The sequence below is a fragment of the Streptomyces sp. NPDC057543 genome (assembly GCF_042801895.1).
GTDB lineage: Bacteria > Actinomycetota > Actinomycetes > Streptomycetales > Streptomycetaceae > Streptomyces.
The window spans coordinates 58,166-76,182 of sequence record NZ_JBHVFF010000006.1; the positions used below are offsets into that span (position 1 = coordinate 58,166).

21 protein-coding genes and 2 pseudogenes are annotated in these 18,017 nt (G+C 70.5%); 12 read left to right on the forward strand and 11 right to left on the reverse strand.

The features are described 5' to 3' along the window. Positions 1–37: 37 nt before the first annotated feature. Complete coding sequence (locus tag ACFU8Q_RS02420) at positions 38–352, reverse strand: DUF5955 family protein (RefSeq protein ID WP_384446885.1); 315 nt, start codon at positions 350–352, stop codon at positions 38–40. A 265-nt stretch (positions 353–617) separates the two neighbouring features. Here ACFU8Q_RS02420 and ACFU8Q_RS02425 point away from each other — a divergent pair, with 265 nt between their 5' ends. Both ACFU8Q_RS02425 and aceB read left to right on the forward strand, forming a co-directional pair. Continuing rightward, positions 618–1,250, forward strand: coding sequence for an NTP transferase domain-containing protein (locus tag ACFU8Q_RS02425; RefSeq protein ID WP_384446887.1), 633 nt, complete (start codon positions 618–620; stop codon positions 1,248–1,250). 234 nt (positions 1,251–1,484) lie between these two features. After that, on the forward strand, positions 1,485–3,104 hold the full coding sequence (gene aceB / locus ACFU8Q_RS02430) for a malate synthase A (RefSeq protein ID WP_384446889.1): 1,620 nt from the start codon (positions 1,485–1,487) through the stop codon (positions 3,102–3,104). 323 nt (positions 3,105–3,427) lie between these two features. Here the strand turns inward: aceB and ACFU8Q_RS02435 are convergent, their stop codons facing one another. Then, complete coding sequence (locus ACFU8Q_RS02435; protein WP_384446891.1) at positions 3,428–4,420, reverse strand: fibronectin type III domain-containing protein; 993 nt, start codon at positions 4,418–4,420, stop codon at positions 3,428–3,430. Between the two features lie 151 nt (positions 4,421–4,571). On the opposite strand from ACFU8Q_RS02435, the gene ACFU8Q_RS02440 reads away from it, so the two are divergent. Together ACFU8Q_RS02440 and ACFU8Q_RS02445 are read left to right on the forward strand one after the other, a co-directional pair. After that, positions 4,572–5,633 (forward strand): amidohydrolase family protein, encoded by a 1,062-nt coding sequence (locus ACFU8Q_RS02440; RefSeq protein ID WP_384446892.1) that lies wholly within the window; start codon positions 4,572–4,574, stop codon positions 5,631–5,633. Between the two features lie 36 nt (positions 5,634–5,669). After that, entirely contained in the window at positions 5,670–6,290 is a 621-nt protein-coding gene (locus ACFU8Q_RS02445; RefSeq protein ID WP_384446893.1) for a TIGR03086 family metal-binding protein, read from the forward strand. Between the two features lie 103 nt (positions 6,291–6,393). On the opposite strand, the gene ACFU8Q_RS02450 is transcribed toward ACFU8Q_RS02445, so the two are convergent. Further along, entirely contained in the window at positions 6,394–7,077 is a 684-nt protein-coding gene (locus ACFU8Q_RS02450) for an alpha/beta fold hydrolase (protein ID WP_384446895.1), read from the reverse strand. Between the two features lie 242 nt (positions 7,078–7,319). On the opposite strand from ACFU8Q_RS02450, the gene ACFU8Q_RS02455 reads away from it, so the two are divergent. Further along, positions 7,320–7,628 carry an SH3 domain-containing protein gene (locus tag ACFU8Q_RS02455; RefSeq protein ID WP_384446896.1) on the forward strand — a complete coding sequence of 103 codons (309 nt, stop codon included), beginning with the start codon at positions 7,320–7,322 and terminating at the stop codon, positions 7,626–7,628. Between the two features lie 149 nt (positions 7,629–7,777). Here ACFU8Q_RS02455 and ACFU8Q_RS02460 read toward each other — a convergent pair whose 3' ends face one another. After that, positions 7,778–8,668, reverse strand: coding sequence for a helix-turn-helix transcriptional regulator (locus ACFU8Q_RS02460; RefSeq protein WP_384446898.1), 891 nt, complete (start codon positions 8,666–8,668; stop codon positions 7,778–7,780). Between the two features lie 192 nt (positions 8,669–8,860). Between ACFU8Q_RS02460 and ACFU8Q_RS02465 the strand changes: the two genes are divergently transcribed. From ACFU8Q_RS02465 to ACFU8Q_RS02485, 5 genes are all read left to right on the forward strand, one after another. After that, the gene (locus ACFU8Q_RS02465) at positions 8,861–9,271 is read left to right on the forward strand and encodes an SDR family oxidoreductase (RefSeq protein ID WP_384446900.1); all 411 of its coding nucleotides are present in this window, start codon (positions 8,861–8,863) and stop codon (positions 9,269–9,271) included. Beyond that, positions 9,268–9,597: an SDR family NAD(P)-dependent oxidoreductase gene (locus tag ACFU8Q_RS02470; protein ID WP_384446901.1), complete on the forward strand. Its 330-nt coding sequence runs from the start codon at positions 9,268–9,270 to the stop codon at positions 9,595–9,597. Before ACFU8Q_RS02465 ends, ACFU8Q_RS02470 begins: the two co-directional genes overlap by 4 nt. Positions 9,598–9,784: 187 nt before the next feature. Further along, a complete protein-coding gene (locus tag ACFU8Q_RS02475; protein WP_384446903.1) occupies positions 9,785–10,759 on the forward strand; it encodes an aldo/keto reductase in 975 nt (324 codons plus the stop codon). After that, positions 10,759–11,085 (forward strand): carboxymuconolactone decarboxylase family protein, encoded by a 327-nt coding sequence (locus ACFU8Q_RS02480; protein WP_384446905.1) that lies wholly within the window; start codon positions 10,759–10,761, stop codon positions 11,083–11,085. The genes ACFU8Q_RS02475 and ACFU8Q_RS02480 overlap by 1 nt, the downstream gene beginning before the upstream one ends. 46 nt (positions 11,086–11,131) lie before the next feature. Further along, positions 11,132–11,983: an aldo/keto reductase gene (locus ACFU8Q_RS02485; protein WP_384446907.1), complete on the forward strand. Its 852-nt coding sequence runs from the start codon at positions 11,132–11,134 to the stop codon at positions 11,981–11,983. A 55-nt stretch (positions 11,984–12,038) separates the two neighbouring features. Here the strand turns inward: ACFU8Q_RS02485 and ACFU8Q_RS02490 are convergent. Both ACFU8Q_RS02490 and ACFU8Q_RS02495 read right to left on the reverse strand, forming a co-directional pair. Beyond that, positions 12,039–12,281: pseudogene (locus ACFU8Q_RS02490) on the reverse strand (Tn3 family transposase); the annotation flags it as partial. 2 nt (positions 12,282–12,283) lie between these two features. Beyond that, positions 12,284–12,526: pseudogene (locus tag ACFU8Q_RS02495) on the reverse strand (DUF4158 domain-containing protein); the annotation flags it as partial. Positions 12,527–12,865: 339 nt separating this feature from the next. Here ACFU8Q_RS02495 and ACFU8Q_RS02500 point away from each other — a divergent pair. Continuing rightward, complete coding sequence (locus ACFU8Q_RS02500) at positions 12,866–13,765, forward strand: GNAT family N-acetyltransferase (RefSeq protein WP_384446909.1); 900 nt, start codon at positions 12,866–12,868, stop codon at positions 13,763–13,765. Between the two features lie 60 nt (positions 13,766–13,825). Here the strand turns inward: ACFU8Q_RS02500 and ACFU8Q_RS02505 are convergent, their stop codons facing one another. The 5 genes from ACFU8Q_RS02505 to ACFU8Q_RS02525 form a co-directional block, all read right to left on the reverse strand. Beyond that, a complete protein-coding gene (locus tag ACFU8Q_RS02505) occupies positions 13,826–14,146 on the reverse strand; it encodes a hypothetical protein (RefSeq protein WP_384446910.1) in 321 nt (106 codons plus the stop codon). Further along, positions 14,074–14,346 (reverse strand): hypothetical protein, encoded by a 273-nt coding sequence (locus ACFU8Q_RS02510; RefSeq protein WP_384446912.1) that lies wholly within the window; start codon positions 14,344–14,346, stop codon positions 14,074–14,076. The genes ACFU8Q_RS02505 and ACFU8Q_RS02510 overlap by 73 nt, the downstream gene beginning before the upstream one ends. An 81-nt stretch (positions 14,347–14,427) precedes the next feature. Beyond that, on the reverse strand, positions 14,428–15,420 hold the full coding sequence (locus ACFU8Q_RS02515) for a hypothetical protein (protein WP_384446913.1): 993 nt from the start codon (positions 15,418–15,420) through the stop codon (positions 14,428–14,430). A 4-nt stretch (positions 15,421–15,424) separates the two neighbouring features. After that, a complete protein-coding gene (locus ACFU8Q_RS02520) occupies positions 15,425–15,757 on the reverse strand; it encodes a helix-turn-helix domain-containing protein (protein WP_384446915.1) in 333 nt (110 codons plus the stop codon). Continuing rightward, positions 15,754–16,833: a tyrosine-type recombinase/integrase gene (locus ACFU8Q_RS02525; RefSeq protein ID WP_384446917.1), complete on the reverse strand. Its 1,080-nt coding sequence runs from the start codon at positions 16,831–16,833 to the stop codon at positions 15,754–15,756. Before ACFU8Q_RS02525 ends, ACFU8Q_RS02520 begins: the two co-directional genes overlap by 4 nt. Positions 16,834–17,107: 274 nt before the next feature. Between ACFU8Q_RS02525 and ACFU8Q_RS02530 the strand changes: the two genes are divergently transcribed. Continuing rightward, a complete protein-coding gene (locus ACFU8Q_RS02530) occupies positions 17,108–17,986 on the forward strand; it encodes a chitosanase (RefSeq protein ID WP_384446919.1) in 879 nt (292 codons plus the stop codon). The last annotated feature ends 31 nt before the right edge of the window (positions 17,987–18,017 follow it).

Genomic DNA, 18,017 nt, shown 5'->3' on the forward strand with positions numbered 1-18,017 from the left:
GGCAGGGGCGCGGCGGCGGGCAGGGGCGCGGCGGCCGTCAGGAGCGCGGTGGCTCGCCGAAGAGATCGACGGCGACGCGTACGTCCCTGAGTGCGGCGGCCAGTGCGCTGACCGAGCCGATCGCCCCCGCGATCAGCAACAGCGAACGGCGCAGGCGGGGGATCTCGGGTGCGCCGCTGATCGCCATCGCGTCCAGCGCGGCCAGCTCGTCCTCGGCGATCCCCCGGTCCGGGAACTCCACGGAATGCCCCGCCAGCTCGCGGCGGAGCCGGGAGACCGCCGTACGCAGCTCCGCCACCCTCGGATCCTCATCACTGCCGGTCACCCGCGTCTGCCCCACGCTTCGCAACAAAGCACTCCCCCTCGCACATCCTTGTGCCAGTGTTTCGACCGGACCCCGGGCCGTGGTCAAGTGTCCGGAGATGCCCGCAAGTTAACGCCATGGCAGGTGTCGAGCGCCACTCCGCGGACCGAATTCGGGGTCTCCCGTAGGGGTGATGCGCATGTCGCTCCGTGGACAGCTCGGCGTGCGCCGCCGAGCCCGCCCCCGCCGCCTCCCACCGCCCCCGCCGCTTCCCGGTTGCGCGGGCGGGGCGACTCCGGGGTATCCAGTCCCCATGACTCGAACGACACAGACCCCGGCCGGCAGCGGACGGACCCGGACCCCGGTGATCGCCGGGCTGCTGCTCGCCGCGGGCGGCGGACGGCGGCTCGGCGGGCGGCCCAAGGCACTGCTCGACCACCGCGGCCGGCCGCTGGTGGAGCACGCGGTACGCGTCCTGCGGGAGGGCGGCTGCGACCGCGTCCAGGTGGTCCTGGGCGCCGCGGCCGACGAGGTGCGCGCACGCGCCGACCTCACCGACTGCCCCGTGACCGTCAACCCCGGGTGGGCCGAGGGCATGGGCTCTTCGCTGCGGGCGGGGCTCGGGGCGCTGGCCGGTACGGAGACGGACGCGGCGCTCGTGCTCCTGGTGGACCAGCCGGGCATCGGTGCGGACGCGGTGGCGCGGGTGCGATCGGCGTACCGCTCACGAAGGAGTCTCGTGGCCGCCTCGTACGACGGGGAGCGCGGCCATCCGGTGCTGTTCGGGGCCGACCGGTGGGCGGACGTCGCGGCCGCAGCGGTGGGCGATCAGGGCGCCCGGGCGTACCTGCGGGCGCACCGCGATGCGATCACGCTCGTCGAGTGTTCCGATGTGGCTCAGGCCTACGACATCGACACGGTGGAGGACCTGAAGCACCTTGAGTGAGTGGACTGGCACGCTGCGCCAGCAACGCACCACTTATGTCGACCCGGAGAATCTCGACATCAACAAACCATTGAACTTCCACCATGAGGAAACTACTATCCACTGGTCAGAAGCCCTCTGCACCTCAGACGGCGACCACGGCCGTATCTCGGAGCCTTGGCACGCCGTGCCGTTCCAAGCGCCCCGGCGGCCGTGAGACGCCGCCCGCACCGCCCGCTGAAGGAGTGACAGCTCATGTCCGCACCAGCGCCGTCCCCGCTGGCCATCGTCGATGCCGAGCCCCTGCCCCGGCAGGACGAGGTCCTCAACCACGCGGCTCTCGCGTTCGTGGCCGAGCTGCACCGGCAGTTCACGCCCCGCCGCGACGAACTGCTCGCCCGCCGGGGTGAGCGTCGCGCCGAGATCGCCCGTACCTCCACGCTGGACTTTCTGCCCGAGACGGCAGCGATCCGCGCGGACGGCTCCTGGAAGGTCGCGCCGGCCCCGGCCGCGCTGAACGACCGCCGGGTGGAGATCACCGGTCCGACCGACCGCAAGATGACCATCAACGCCCTGAACTCCGGCGCCAAGGTCTGGCTCGCCGACTTCGAGGACGCGTCCGCCCCCACGTGGGAGAACGTCATCCTCGGCCAGCTCAATCTGATCGACGCCTACACCCGTAACATCGACTTCACGGACCCCAGGTCCGGCAAGTCGTACGCCCTGAGGCCCGCCGACGAGCTCGCCACGGTCGTCACCCGCCCCCGCGGCTGGCACCTGGACGAGCGTCACCTCCAGCTCGACGGCGCCCCGGTGCCGGGCGCGCTGGTCGACTTCGGCCTCTACTTCTTCCACAACGCCCAGCGCCTCATCGACCTCGGCAAGGGCCCGTACTTCTACCTCCCGAAGACGGAGTCGCACCTGGAGGCCCGCCTCTGGAACGACATCTTCGTCTTCGCCCAGGACTACCTCGGCATCCCGCAGGGCACGGTCCGCGCGACCGTCCTCATCGAGACGATCACCGCCGCGTACGAGATGGAGGAGATCCTCTACGAACTCCGCGACCACGCCTCCGGGCTGAACGCGGGCCGTTGGGACTACCTCTTCTCCATCGTCAAGAACTTCCGTGACGGCGGAGCCAAGTTCGTCCTCCCGGACCGCAACGCGGTGACGATGACCGCCCCGTTCATGCGCGCGTACACCGAGCTCCTCGTCCGCACCTGCCACAAGCGCGGCGCGCACGCCATCGGCGGCATGGCGGCCTTCATCCCGTCCCGCCGCGACGCCGAGGTCAACAAGGTCGCCTTCGAGAAGGTCAAGGCCGACAAGGACCGCGAGGCCCACGACGGCTTCGACGGCTCCTGGGTCGCCCACCCCGACCTGGTCCCGATCGCCATGGCCTCCTTCGACGCGGTCCTCGGCGAGAAGCCGAACCAGAAGGAACGCCTGCGCGAGGACGTCTCGGTGGCGGCGGGCGACCTGATCGCCATCGACACCCTGGACGCCAAGCCCACGTACGACGGTCTGCGCAACGCCGTCGCGGTCGGCATCCGCTACATCGAGGCCTGGCTGCGCGGTATGGGGGCGGTCGCCATCTTCAACCTGATGGAGGACGCGGCCACCGCGGAGATCTCACGCTCGCAGATCTGGCAGTGGATCAACGCGGACGTCGTCTTCGAGAACGGCGAACACGCCACCGCGGACCTGGCCCGCAAGGTCGCAGCCGAGGAACTCGCCGCGATCCGCGCCGAGATCGGCGACGAGGCCTTCGCGTCCGGCAAGTGGCAGCAGGCCCACGACCTCCTGCTCCAGGTCTCCCTGGACCAGGACTACGCGGACTTCCTGACGCTGCCGGCGTACGAGCAGTTGGCCTGAGCCCTGCTGCCTGCGCGCTGACGACCTCCGCCTCCGGTACCGCACAGCACCGGGGGCGGAGTCGTGTGTGGCATGTCGTACGGCTTCAGCCCCCGGAGCCCGCGGAGCAGCGCGAGCCCGTGCGGTTTCTCCCGGGCCGGCTGCTTCGGGCCGATGTCAAGAGCGTTGAGCAGTGTGCCCTGTGAGGTGTCACCGGACATCTCCCAGACCATCACCCCCAACAGGATCGGTGTACCGATACCGCCGGGGCGGAGGGCTCTGCGGGGCGAGCATGCCGGGGGGGTACAGCAGGCGATGGGCCCCACCCCGCGTCCGCAGGGCCGTCAGTCACCGAGGACGACCGTGCGCTGGGCGGAGAAGTCTCCCCATTTCCCGTCCGGCAGCTTGGCGCGGATCTTCATCGAGTAACGCGTGCCGCGCGGGTCGCTGACGGTGAGCCGGTAGTGCGCCCGGCCCGTGGGCGGAGTGGCGCCCCACACGATCGTGGTGGTCAGCCGGCCGTTCAAGAAGAGCTGGTACGCCGGGATCTCGCCGCCCGTGTCGGGCTGCTTCCAATCCAGGTCGACGGCGTACTCCTTGCCCTGGACGCGGTTGCTGATCCGCAGGTCCGTGGGGGCGGTACTCGCGGGCGCGCCCGGCACGGAAGCGGTGGTCAGGTCGAGGGCGTTGCTGTCCGGCGAGGAGGTGTCGGCGGCGTCGCGGGCGCGGACGGTGAAGGTGTAGACGGTGCCGGGGCGCAGTCCGGTCAGATGCGCCGTGGTCAGGGTGCCCGGCACGCTGTGGATCCGGGAATCCTCCTGGTAGATGTCGTACGAGATGACGCCGACATCGTCCGTCGAGCCGCCCCAGGAGAGGTTCGCCGCCCGGCTGCCGTCCGCCGTGCCGCGCAGTCTCACCGGGCGGGTCGGCGGCTCGTGGTCGGCGGGGGTCGGGGCGGGTGTGGTGACGGCTGCGGCGGCGCTCGGCGCGGAGAGGTTCCCGGCGGCGTCGCGGGCACGGACGGTGAAGGTGTACGTGGTCGAGGCGGTCAGCCCGTCGATGTCGGTCATCACCTTGGCAGCCGGGACGGTCTTGGCCTTCTCGCCCTGGCGGTAGACCTCGTAGCCGGTGACCGCCTTGTTGTCGGTGGCCCGCTCCCACATGACGTGCGCGGAGGTGGCGCTGCCGGCCTGCGCCGTCACATGGTCCGGGGTCGTGGGCTTTTGGGTGTCGGCCTCGGGGGCGGAGTCGCAGGCGGTGAGCAGGGCGAGGAGCAGGGCGGCGGAGCAGGCCGACGCGGCTATTGCGTGGGGGCGTTGCACGGTCGTGCCTTCCATCCGGCGGCAATGGTCCAGACCTGTATCGCATGGCACGGGGGCCGCGGACAAGAGGGTGGAGCGGAACGTTCCGCAATGTGCCGGTGTGCGCAGGTGATCGTGGGTCGGTGATCCGTTGGCGGCAGCACGGTAGGTGACATACGGTCGGCCGATGTTGTGCATACGTGGGGTCGTGCTGCCGGAGCGCGAGGAGCGGGTTTTCTGGATCGACGGCGAGGTGCTTCGCGCGGGCGACCCTCCGGGCGGGCTCGCGGGCCGGGACGCGGAGACGATCGTCGACGGCGGCTGGCTGCTGCCCGGACTCGTCGACGTGCATACGCACCCCGGGTCCCCGGCGCCGGGCGTGCCCTTCGACGAGGAGCTGCTGCGCAGGCAGTTGGGCGAGCACCGGGACGCCGGAGTGCTCGCGGTGCGCACCCCGGGCACCGCGCAGCGGATGCCCGCCTGGGTGGAGAAGGATCCCGAACTCCCGCGCGTGACCTCGGCGGGGCGCTGGCTGGCCACGCCCGGCCGGTTCTTCCCCGGCTTCGGACGGGATGTGAGCGAGGCCGAATTGGTGCAGGCGGCCGTGGAGGAGGCGGCCGCTTCGTCCGGGTGGTGCAAGGTCATCGGCGACTGGGCCGCCGACGAACCCGCCGTACCGCTCGCGCTGCTGACCTCGGTGGTGGAGGCGGTGCACGCGGCCGGGGGCAAGGTGGCGGTGCACTGCCAGACCGCCGAGGGCACCCGCAATGCCGTACTGGCGGGCGCGGACAGCCTGGAGCACGGTATGCATCTGGACCCGGCGCTGCTGGACCGGATGGCGGCGCAGGGCACGGCGTTCGTCCCGACGCTGAGCGTCTTCGCCGCGAGGGTGGACGAGATGCGGGCGCGGGAGCCGGGCGTGCGCCGTGATCTGTGGCTGGCCGGCTGGGACACGATGCTCGGCAATGTGCGCGCGGCCCATGAGGCGGATGTGACGGTGCTGGCGGGGACGGACTCCTTCCCGTGCGGGACCGTCGCGGGCGAGATGACCTGGCTGCTGCGGGCCGGGCTGTCGGCCGAGGCGGCGCTCGGCGCGGCCTCCTGGACGGCGAGGTCCTGGCTGGGGCTGCCGGGTCTCGTGGACGGCGCGCCCGCCGACCTCGTCGCGTACGCCACCGACCCGACCCTGGACCCGGCCGCGCTGGATCATCCGAGCCGGATCGTGCTCCGGGGACGCGTGGTGCGTTGAGCGATGAGTTCCGGGCGCCGGAGCGGTCTGCACTGCATGGATACATACACAGAGACCACACCCGCGATCGATCTGGAGCCCGCGGCCCGGCAGATCGCCGGCCTGCTCGACGGGATCGGTGACCAGCGGCTGGCGGACCCGACGCCCTGTCCCGACTACACGGTCCGGGAGCTCCTGGCCCACGTGGCCGGGCTGAGCACGGCCTTTCGCGACGCGGCGCGGAAGGACTTCGGCCCGACGACCGACACCGCCCCGGACGCCGCGCTTCCGGTCCTCGCCGACGACTGGCGCGAAACGCTGCCGCCGCTGCTGGACGAGCTGGTGACGGCCTGGCGCGATCCTGCCGCCCGGCAGGGCATGACCCGGGCGGGCGGTGTCGACATGCCGGGCGAGGTGGCCGCGGTGGTCGTACTGGACGAGCTGGTGATCCATGGCTGGGACCTGGCCCGTTCGACCGGCCAGAAGTACGAGGCGGACGAGGCGAGCCTGCGTGTCTCGCTGGGCATGCTGACGCCGAACGACAACGTCCCCCGGTCCGAGACCGTCTTCGGGCCGCCCGTTCCGGTCCCGGCCGACGCACCCCTCGTCGACCGGACCGTCGCCATGAGCGGCCGCCGTCCGGACTGGCAGCCGGGCACGTCGGCCGCGCTCCTGTAGGACGTCGACCGCGCTCCCGTAGGGCAGTGAGCGGCTGCCGGGCGGGGCTGCCGGGGCGCGGTTGCCGGTCCGGGCGCGGGCCGACGGCCGTACCGTCGGCCCTTCAGCTGGTGAAGAACTCCGTGATCTGCTGGGCGACCTGGTCGGGGTGGACCTCATGCACCCGGTGGCCGCCCCCGATCGTGATCAGTCGGCAGTCCGGGATCAGCGAGGCCATGTCCTGCAGGCGCCCCTGGGGCATGCTGGACTCCGGGCCGCCGGCGATCAAGAGCGTCGGCGCGACGATCTCGCCGAGCCCGGCCGCCCACTCGGGGTCGGGGTCGGACACCTGGGCCCGGATGGGAGCGACGGCAGCCCAGTCGTAGTCCACCGGACCCTCCGGCTCGGGGGCCGGTTTCGGCTCGCTCGGGAACGGCGGCGGGGTCTCCACCAGCACCAGCCGCTCGACCCGGTCCGCGTGCTCCTGGGCGAGCAGCTGCGCGACGACTCCGCCCATCGAGTGGCCGACCAGGCCCACCCGGTCGAGCTCGCACTCGTCGAGGAAGCCGAGGACGTCGTCCCGCATCAGCTCGAAGGAGTACTCGTCGGGCCAGTCGCTCTCGCCGTGCCCGCGCAGATCGAGGGCGTACACCCGCCACTGCTCGCCGAGGAGACTCCCGGCCGCCTCCCAGCTCGCGGCGGAACCGCCGAGGCCGTGCAGCAGGACCACGGGCGAGCCGAAGGGGTCGCCATAGGTCCGATACGCCAGCCGTACATCGCCGACGTCGACAACAGATTGATCTTCCATACCCATGACGCTACAGCCGGACGGGCGATGGCCCGACCTCGAGGCGCTCGTCAAACCCGTGATCGACGGGCGCGAGGAGCTTGTGCCCCCTCCGCTGCGTGCGCCGGTGCACATGCTGTATGACCTGCGCTTTCACTCCTGCCCGACGGGTGTCCGGGACCCGTGACCCGACGGTCGGCAGCTCCGTTGAGGCTGCTGAACGGCACACGCCGACGTGGGCCGGAACACGGAGGAGAATCCGCATGATGAAGAAGATGATGCTGGCCGTGGCGGTCCTGACCGCCGGTCTGGGACTGGCCTTCGGCCCCGCCGCCCAGGCCGTGCAGAGCCCCGCCGCCGTGCCGGTCGCGCAGGCACCGGCCGCGGTCTGCACCGTCAACGACAACGGGGTGAACTTCCGCGGCGGACCGGGCAACGACTACCCGGTCCTGGGCCAGGTGAACCGGGGCCAGAACCTCAACTACCGTGGCAGGCAGGGCAACTGGGTCATGGGTGACCTGTGGGGCGGCCCCACGGGCGTCTGGATCCACGTGGCGTACCTCGACTGCTGACGCGGCCCGTTCCGGCCCCGTACCGCGTCTTTCACGCGGCGCGGGGCCGTCCCGTGTTCCGGGGCATGGCTACGTTCCGGGTCCGCCCCGGCTCCGTGATCGTTCTCACCGATAGTCACGGTTCTATTGATCCCGGAAGCCGAACTGGCTCACAGGTCGTCCGGCTGGAGGGCGGGTGCGGTGGCCTGCGCATCGACCGCTGTGGCGGCGAGGCTGCCGAGGAGCTTGACCCGTTCCTCGGTCGGGGATCCCGCCGCGCTCGTGTAGGCGTACATCTTCCATCCGGGGTGGTCGGGCAGCTCGACACCCTCGTAGACGAATTCGAGGTCGCCGACGTCGGGATGGTGGATGTGCTTGGTGCCGGTGCGGTGCAGGCGGACGTCGTGGGCGGACCAGCGGCTGCTGAAGGCGTCGCTGCGGGCCGCGAGTTCCCCGATGAGGTCGGTCAGGGCCTTGTCGCGCGGGTTTCGTCCTGCGGCTGTCCGCAGGTTCGCGGCGGAGGTGTCCGCGGCACGCTCCCACTGCGGGTAGAAGGAGCGCGCGGCGGGGCTGAGGAAGATGAACCGCGCGCTGTTGTTCCGGGCGTCCGGGTCCTCAAGCAGCGGGGCGAGCAGGGCGCGGGCGAGCTGGTTGGTGGCGAGGATGTCGGCCCGCTGGTTGACGATCCATGCGGGTGCTCCGGTGATCGCGTCGAGGAAGCGCTGGAGCGAGGGCCGGATCATCGATTGTGCCGGGCGGGAGCGGCGTCGGCTCGGTGAGGGATTCGCGGCCCTGGCGAGGTCGTGCAGGTGCTCGGTCTCCGCCTCGTCGAGGCGAAGCGCCTGGGCCAAGGCGTCGAGTATTTGGGGAGAGACGCCGGCGAGGTTCCCGCGTTCCATCTTCGCGTAGTAGTCGCTGCTCATCCCCGCCAGCATGGCGACTTCCTCGCGGCGCAGGCCGGGCAGGCGGCGACGGCCGCCGACGACGATCCCCGCCTGCTCGGGGGTGATCCGGTCGCGTCGTGTGCGCAGGAAGTCCCGCACCTCGGCCTGGTTGTCCATGTCGTCCACGGTACGGCCGGTCGAGGATCTGTAGGAGTGACTGCCAGTACACGTATAAGCCGTCCCTCGCGCCCTCTGGAGGCCGGTGCTGCAATGGCTACGTCGGGGCGATCCGGACCCTTCGGACCGCCGAGCGCCGACCGCCACCGGGCGGCCGGCCACGCATTGTCACCACGAAGGACAGGAAACACGATGAGCCAGGACCAGAAGCAGGGACGCGTCGCCGTCATCACCGGGGCCTCCTCCGGGATCGGCGCCGCGACCGCCCGGTCCCTGCACGCAGCGGGCTACCGGGTCGCGCTTCTTGCCCGCCGCACGGACCGCATCAAGGCCCTCGCCGACGAGCTCGGCGACGGTGCGATCGCCATCTCCGCCGACGTCACCGACCGCGGCGCCCTCGTCGCGGCGGCCGAACAGGTGAAGCAGGAGTTCGGCGGCACGGACGTGCTGGTGAACAACGCCGGGGTCATGCTGCTCGGCCCGTTCTCCGCCGAGCAGCGCGACGACTACCGCAAGATGATCGAGGTCAACCTGCTCGGCGCGATCACGGCCACCGAGGTGTTCCTCGACACCAGCTCAAGGACGGCGGCGGCGACCTGGTGAACGTCTCCTCCGTCGCCGGCCGGGTCGCCAACGTCGGCAGCGGCGTGTACGCGGCCACCAAGTTCGGCATCAACGGCTGGTCGGAGTCGCTGCGCAAGGAGCTGCTGCCCGACGTCCGCGTCACCGTGATCGAGCCGGGCGTCGTCGCCACCGAGCTGCCCACCCACATCACCCACGAAGCGACCCGCCAGGGCGCCCAGCAGCTCTACGACGTCGCCGAGGTCACCGCCGAGGATGTCGCCGAGGTCATCACCTTCGCCCTCCAGCGCCCCCGGCACCTGGCCATCCACGAGATCCTGCTCCGACCCGCCAGCCAGGCACTCTGACCTGACCACCCCTCGTGCGCGAGCGGCGTCCGCGCCCGCACGGAACGAGGGCGCCCCGCTGCGGCACCGACGCCGGCCGCGGCGCGGGAGTCCTTGGGGGGGTTCCCGTACCGGTCGCCCGCGCGCAGCCGACCCGTACCCGGTGCTCGGCGAACCGGCATCGACCAGCGAACGAACAGGATTTCTCGTGAAGCACATCCACCTGCGCGACCTGGACGTCTCCCGCATCGGCCTGGGAGCCATGGGCATGTCCCACGGCTACACCGGCGCCGGCACCGACGACGACCAATCCGTGCGCACCATCCACCGCGCCCTGGACCTGGGCGTCACCCTCATCGACACCGCCGAGGTCTACGGCCCCTACACCAACGAGGAACTCGTCGGCCGCGCCCTCAAGGGCCGCCGCGACCAGGCGGTGCTCGCCACCAAGTTCGGCCTCGTCTCCCACACCGGCCGCCCCGGTGCCACCGACAGCAGCCCGGCCAACGTCCGCGCCGCCGTCGAGGGCTCGCTCAAGCGCCTGGGCACCGACCGCATCGACCTCTACTACCAGCACCGCGTCGACCCGGGCACGCCCATCGAGGAGACCGTCGGGGCCCTGGCCGAGCTGGTAGCCGAGGGCAAGATCCGACACATCGGCCTCTCGGAAGCCGGCCCCGAGACCATCCGCCGCGCCCACGCCGTCCACCCGATCACCGCGGTCCAGTCCGAGTACTCGCTGTTCACCCGCGACCCCGAGGCCCGCGTCCTGCCCGTGCTGCGGGAACTGAACATCGGCTTCGTGCCCTTCTCCCCGCTCGGGCGCGGCTTCCTGACCGGCACGATCCGCTCCACCGGGCAGTTCGACCCCACCGACTTCCGCGCCGACAACCCCCGGTTCACCGGCGAGAACTTCCAGCAGAACCTGCACCTGGCCGACCAGGTCGCCGCCATCGCGACCGAGATCGGCGCCACCCCGGCGCAGGTGGCACTGGCCTGGCTGCTCGCCCAGGGCGACTTCATCGCGCCCATCCCCGGCACCCGCCGTGTGGCCCGCATCGAGGAGAACGCCGGCGCCGACACTGTCCGCCTCACCGCTGGCCAGCTCACCGCTCTGAACAGCCTGCCCTCGGCCGCCGGCGACACCCACAACGAGGCCGGCATGGGGATGATGGAGCGCTGATGGCCGGGACCAACCCGCGCGTCGCACTGGACCTCGTCCGCCGCCACGCCCCGAAACTCGCCGATCTGACCGACGACGTCCTCTTCGCCGACGTCTGGGAGCGGCCCGACCTGTCCCCACGCGACCGCAGCCTGATCACCGTCGCCGCCCTGGTGGCTCTGGGCCGCGACGCCCAACTGACCGGCCATCTGCGCCGTGCCCTCGACAACGGCCTCACCACTGGCGAACTCGTCGGGGCGATCACCCACCTCGCCTTCTACGCCGGCTGGCCCGCCGCCATGAGCGCCACCGGCGTCCTGGCCACGGTCACCGAACCCACCGACTGAACCGGCACCATCCGCCGACCACCCGTCCTTCCAGGAGAGTCCCCCCGTGCAGCACGTCACCCTGAACAACGGCGTCGAGATGCCGATCCTCGGCTTCGGCGTCTACCAGATCCCCGCCGACAAGACCGAGCAGGCCGTCACCGACGCCCTCGGCGCTGGCTACCGCCTGCTGGACACCGCCGCCGCCTACGGCAACGAGGAAGCTGTCGGCCACGCCATCAAGAACAGCGGCATCCCCCGCGAGGAACTGTTCGTCACCACGAAGCTCTGGGTCCAGGACGCCCCCGCCCAGGACAACACCCGCCGCGCCCTGGAGACCTCCCTGACCAAGCTCGGCCTGGACCACGTCGATCTGTACCTGATGCACCAGCCCTACGGCGACGTCTACGGCCAGTGGCGCGCCATGGAGGCCGCCACCAGCGAGGGCCTGGCCAGGGCGATCGGTGTCGCCAACTTCTACCCCGACCGCCTCCTGGACCTGATCCTCAACAACGAGATCACCCCGCAGGTCAACCAGATCGAGACCCACCCGTTCTTCCAGCGCACCGCCGACCACGACCTCATGCGCGAGCACCGTGTGCAGCACCAGGCGTGGGGCGGCTTCGCCGAAGGCAAGAACGACCTGTTCACCCACCCCGTCCTCAGCAAGATCGGCGAGGCGCACGGCAAGTCCGTGGCCCAGGTCGTGCTTCGCTGGCTGGTCCAGCGCGACATCGTCACCATCCCCAAGTCGGTCAACCCCGACCGGATGGCGCAGAACATCGACGTCTTCGACTTCCGCCTCACCGACGACCAGATGTCCGCAATCGCGGCCCTCGACACCGGCGCCACGCTGTTCTTCGACCACCACGAACCCGAGATGGTCGCCTGGCTCAGCAAGCGCCGTCTGGAGGGCTGAACACCTCTCCGGGGCTTCGGCGAGGTGGGCGCGTGTGCCGCGTGCTCAGTCCCCTGTCGGCCTGCTCCGGGTCTCGCAGTGGCCGCAGGCCGCCGGGCATCTCGGGCAGGAGGAAGGAGTACCGGCCGAGCATGTTGACGTGGTGCCGGATGAACGGGGAGAGCCGGGCGACGTCCTGCTCTCGGACGTCGAAGCCCTGCGCGCGGAGCCGGACCAGGGCGACGTCCATGTAGCGGGTGTTGAAGAGCACCAGGGCGTTGAGGACCGGGCCGAGCGCGCCGATCTGGTCCTCCATCCCTCGGCCAGGTACTCCGCGACCTCCACCGGGACGTTGGTCGGGTCGGCCAGGAACACCCCGAGGAAGCGCACCGTCGTCAGCTGGGCGGCGAAGCCCGGCCGGTTGTGCGCCCACCGCTTCGACTCGACCAGCTCCCGGTCCGCGTCGTCCAGGAAGAAGAACCGCTCCAGCTCCGCGCGGGCCGGCGCCCCTCGGAACACCGCGTACCCCGCGGCCTGCTCATCCGTCAGAAACGCGACCGGCACCGCGGACCTCCAGGCAGTTGATCAACACGACCGCCGAAGGTTCAACCACCACGGAACCGCAGGTCAACGGGTTCCGGAGAGCAGGGAATGCTTAGCGCCGGTTTTCGTTCCGATATTCCTCAACCCCCGTGAGCCCCGTGGGTTCAGGGAAACCGAAGCTTCTTCAGCGCGAACCCACGGGTCCGCCAGTGTGCTTCAGGCCGCCGCATCCGTGGGTTCGAGTGAACACGAGGATGCTGAACGATCCTGAGGGCTGTGGCCGTGGCCGGATAGCCGATGGTGCGTGCTGTCGCGCACTGCCTCTGGTCGCGCGCGAGGTTCTCTGACTAGAGTCAGAGAGTGGATGGGACACAGATCGATCAGGTACGGCGGTTCAACCGCACCGTCACCGAACGCGTGGGCGTGCTTCACGGCCACTACCTGGGCCGCGGCCGGCCCGTCGGTGAGGCGCGGCTGCTGTGGGAGATCGGCGAGCAGGGCCAGGACGTACGGCGGTTGCGCGAGCGCCTCGGGCTCGACTCCGGGTACGTCAGCCGGCTATTGCGCTCCCTGGAGGCCGCCGGCCTGGTGACGGTGGAGCCGCGGCCCCGGGACAGACGGGTGCGTACCGTCCGGCTCACCGACGCGGGCCGTGCGGAGCGCGTCGCGCTCGATCGCCGCAGCGACGAGCTGGCCGGCTCCCTCCTGGAGCCGCTCAACACCGCCCAGCGCGCCCGACTGGTCGCCGCCATGGCCGAGGTTGACCGCTTGCTGACCGCCGCGACGGTCGCGCTGGACTGTGTCGACCCGGACCACCCCGACGCCCAGCACTGTTTGCGGTCCTACTTCACCGAGCTGCAGGAGCGCTTCGAGGCCGGTTTCGACCCCGCGCGGAGCCTGCTGCCCGACGCGGGCGAACTCCGGCCGCCGCACGGGCTGTTCTTGGTTGCCCGGCTGCACGGCGAGCCCGTCGGCTGCGCGGGTCTGAAGCTGCCGCCCGGTGCCCCGGCCGAGGTCAAGCGCATGTGGGTTGCGCCTCACACCCGGGGCCTCGGCCTCGGCCGGCGGTTTTTGGCCGAGCTGGAGGCTCGGGCCGCCCGGCACGGCTTTGACGTACTGCGCCTGGACACCAACAAGGCTCTCAGCCGCGCGATCGGCCTGTACTACTCCTATGGCTTCGAGGAGGTCACCGCCTTCAACGACGAACCGTATGCCCATCATTGGTTCGAGAAGCGGATCACCACAGTATCGTCGGAGTGAGGGTTGCGACGAACTTCAGGTCCGCTGCCCTGATTCTGGGGAAGGCCCCGTGGGTCTGCGTCAAGACACGGGACCGGCCTCGGCGGCCTGCTCCAGCAGGGCCCGCGCGGAGTCCGCGTAGCGCATCGCGGTCTTCTCGTCGAGCCCGAAGACCTCCGCGAGGTGGAGTGGGTCGGGGCCTTTGACCATGGCCTCTTCGAGCTGGCGGTCGACTCGGAGTCGCTCCAGGGTCGCTTCCTGGCCGCGCATCGCGGTGCTGATCCAGTGGTTGCTGGCCCTGCCGGTCGTGTTGGCGGTCTGGTTGTTGATCAGCAGGTGGAGGTTCGCGGTGTTCGGCCACCGGCGGCGCCGGTGCTCAAGCCAGTCCAGCAGCAGCTGCAAGGTGAGGTCGTCCAGCGGGCGGACGCGCCGGCGATGGTCAGCCGGCGGTTGCCGAGGTCGACATCGTCGAGCATGAGGGTGGCGATCTGGGCAACTCGGGCGGCGTGGACCGCTGCGAGGGCGAGGATGAGCCGCGTCGCCGGGGTGGTGGCCGCCGCGACGGACCGGTCGACCTGCTCGGGGATGAGCGGTTGCAGCACGGCGTACTCGTATTGCCCCACCTTGATCCGGCTCGTGGGGTTGCGGAAAATCAGTCCGTTCCGCTTGGCCCAAGTGAACAGCTAGCGCAGGGCGACGAGTTGGTCGTGTCGCTGGCGGCCGTGCAGTGTCTTGATGTAGGCGAGGACGTCGTCGCGGGTCACTTCCCGCAGGTGGTCGTAGCGGTTCGACCATTCCATCAAGGCCGGACGGGCCCGGTTGAGGTAGAGCCAGACGGTGCCCTCCCGTCGCGGGAGGCTGCGCGGGCCGCCGTCGCGCAGGACACGGGTCCAGCGCTCGGTCTCCGAGCGGATGCCGGGTGCGAGACCCTCCAGCCTCTCGACGAGCCAGTGTTCGAAGGAGGGTTCGCTGTCGTCTTCGAAGATCCCCATCTCCTCCAGGACCGTGATGGTGTGGCCGACTGGCAGGTCCAGGGCCCGCAGTGGGGTGAAGATCTCCGTGTGCCGGATGACGTCGCCGTCGACGTAGCCGGTGAGGACGATGGCCAGGCCGCGGTTGACGGCGAAGCGGATGCCGCGTCCCCAGCCTCGGGCCTCGGCGAGCCGGTGGGCGAGGTACTTCGCCCAGGCCAGCCAGGGGCTGGCGAGGTCGGAGTCAGCGAGGGCGAGTCGGCTGTAGTCACGGGGGATCTGCTCGAACAGCGGCAACTGCCGCCAGCCGGGATCCGGGCGCCAGGTCGGGGCGGGGGGCGGCTTGCGCGGGGCTCCCCGCCGTCCTCCGCGCCGCCGTGCCGAGGGTGTCGGTCTTCTGCGGTAGTGCAGGCCCATGAAGAACAGCTGGTGGTGCCGGACGGCGGCGAGCCGATCCCGCACGTCCGTCTCGTCCGCCGGCTGGCCGGTGACGGCCCTCGCGTTGAGGCGGGCCTGGCACCAGCATAGTCGGCAGTAGTCCCACTTCAACGGCTGGATTCGGCGGCAGCCGGTGCATGCGGCCGCATCGTGACTGCGACCGAACATGTAGCAGGTGGGGCAGAGGCGGCCGCTGAAGTTTCCCCAGGCCAGGCAGCTTCCGCAGGAGTCGGTGGGCTTGACGTAGCCCTTCGGGAACCGTGCCACCGGCTTACTCCGGCGGCAGCGACCGGCCGTCCCGGCGCTTGGGGACCACCGCTCGTGCGCCGGTCCCCGCGCCAGCCGCGGCTCGCTCCGTCCCCTCCGCCTGCCCCGGGCGGCGGACCTTCTCCGGCTCGGGGATGAGCAGGTCACCGATCTCGCAGCCAAGGACCACGCAGATGACGTCCAGGTCCTCCAGCTTGAGCGAGACCGGCTGGCCGGACCACAGTCCGGACATCTTCCCCGCTGAGATCACCAACCCGTGCTCGGCCAGGCTTCGTTGGAGTTCGGACGCCTTCCAGATACCCTTGCTCGCGGCGGTCAGCCGCAGGTTCCACCTCATCGGATCAGCCCTTCCAGCCGCTTCGCGGCCCGCTCGGTCCCGGCGACCCAGGCGTCCTCGACCCGGGTCTGCTGGACGTGGACATATCGCATCGTCGCGGCGATCCAGGAATGTCCCAAAACCTCCTGAATCGCGAGCAAGTCCAGCCCGTTCTCATAGAGTTGGGACGCGCAGAAAAGCCGCAGGACATGCGGCGTCAGCTTCTCGCCCCACCCCGGCAGATGTGCCTTGGCCGCGTCCTTGAGCCCGCCGCGCAGGGCGTCGTCGCCCACCCGGCGCGAGGAGCCGTCGGCGTTCTTGCGTTCGGAGGGGAACAGCGGGGCGCCGGGGCGGGTGTGGTCGTCGTCGAACTGGCCCCACACGTCCTCGATGAACCACCGCAGCGTGCGGTCAGCGCCGTTGATCAGCGGCACCATCCGCTCACGCGGGCCCGACCCGCGGGCGCCCTTGCCGTGGCGGACATGGAGCTTGCCGAAGCGCCCCAGGTCCCACTTGATGTCCGTCAGGTCGAGCTTGCACGCCTCACTGACCCGCAGGCCGACCTGGGACATCAGCTTGGAGGCGGTGTAGTTCCTGGCAGTAGGGGCGAACTTGCGGCAGGTGGCCAGCTCGCCGCCCCAGCCGGTGAACAGCATCCCGACCTCCGGCCCGGTCGGCGGGATCCGCAGCTGGGCGTCCTTGGCACCGCGCGGCCGGTTCATCTCGTCGATCGGGCACTCGACCACCCGGCCGGTCATCCGGTGAAGCTCGACCTTGTGCCGCAGCTCCAGGAACAGGAAGTACGTCGTCAGCGCCTGCGACCGGGCCAGCCGGGTGCCGCTCGGTGAGTTCCGCAGCACCTTCCCGAAGTACGCGTCGGCGTCGGCCGGCTCCATGTCCCACAGCGGTCGGCCGAACCAGGTCCTGACCTGCTCCAGGTGCCCGACGTCCCCGCGGATCGTGCCATCCGCCAGACGCGCCGATGCCCGCGCGAGGACGAACCCGGACAGCACGTCAGTCTCGAACCGCTCCAGCTCCTCCGCCGACGCGGGCGCCCAGTGCTCACGCAGGTCCCGTACGACCGCCAGCCCCGCCAACCCGAGCCTCCTCATCTTCGTTCCGACTGTGGATCGGCCGGACGAAATGAGAACGCTTCAAGAATCCCGAAGTTACGTCATAGAGCCGCAGAGCACCCGAAGGAGAAGGAACCTCCTGGCCACGGGGTTGGGGGCTCAGCCGGGCTCAGGGGAACTCACGGGATGTCGCACATCCCGACTCCCTTGTGCCACAGGGGTGTACGGCTCTCATCGGACTCTGGTAGGAAAGCTTCCTAACAGACTGATGGATCGACGAACTCCCTTTGGAGGCCTGGTGCACACCCCCCATAAGCGCACCGCACGTCGCAACACCCGCTCCGTACGCATCGCGGTCATCGCGGTCGGATTGGCGCTCACGGCGATACCTGTCGCGGCCTACGCGGGCTCTTCCTCCCACCCGGCGGCGGATCAGCGGACAGCGGCGGCTCCGCGGGCCGCCGCCGCGACCGGGCTCGACGATCCGGCGAAGAAGGAGATCGCCATGCAGTTGGTCTCCAGCGCGGAGAACTCCTCGCTCAACTGGAAGGCACAGTACAAGTACATCGAGGACATCGGCGACGGCCGCGGCTACACCGCGGGCATCATCGGCTTCTGTTCCGGCACCGGCGACATGCTCGACCTCGTCGAGTTGTACACCCGGCGCGAGCCGGGCAACGTCCTCGCGAAGTATCTTCCCGCGCTGCGGAAGGTCAACGGCACCGACTCGCACAGCGGCCTCGATCCGAACTTCAAGAAGGACTGGGCGACCGCCGCCTCCGACTCGGCGTTCAAACAGGCCCAGAACGACGAGCGGGACCGGGTGTACTTCGACCCGGCGGTCAGCCAGGGCAAGGCCGACGGCATCGGCACGCTGGGCCAGTTCGCGTACTACGACGCCATCGTCATGCACGGCGACGGCGGCGACAGCACCGGTTTCAGCTCCATCCGCAAGCGGGCCCTCGCCAAGGCGAAGCCGCCGGCCCAGGGCGGCAACGAGGTCACGTACCTCAACGCCTTCCTCGACGCCCGGGTCTGGGCGATGCGCCAGGAGGAGGCCCACTCCGACACCAGCCGGGTGGACACCGCCCAGCGGGTCTTCCTGAAGAAGGGCAACCTGAACCTGGATCCGCCGCTCGACTGGAAGGTGTACGGCGACAGCTACCACATCGGCTGACACTCCCTGGTACGGCTGTGGCGCGTACGGC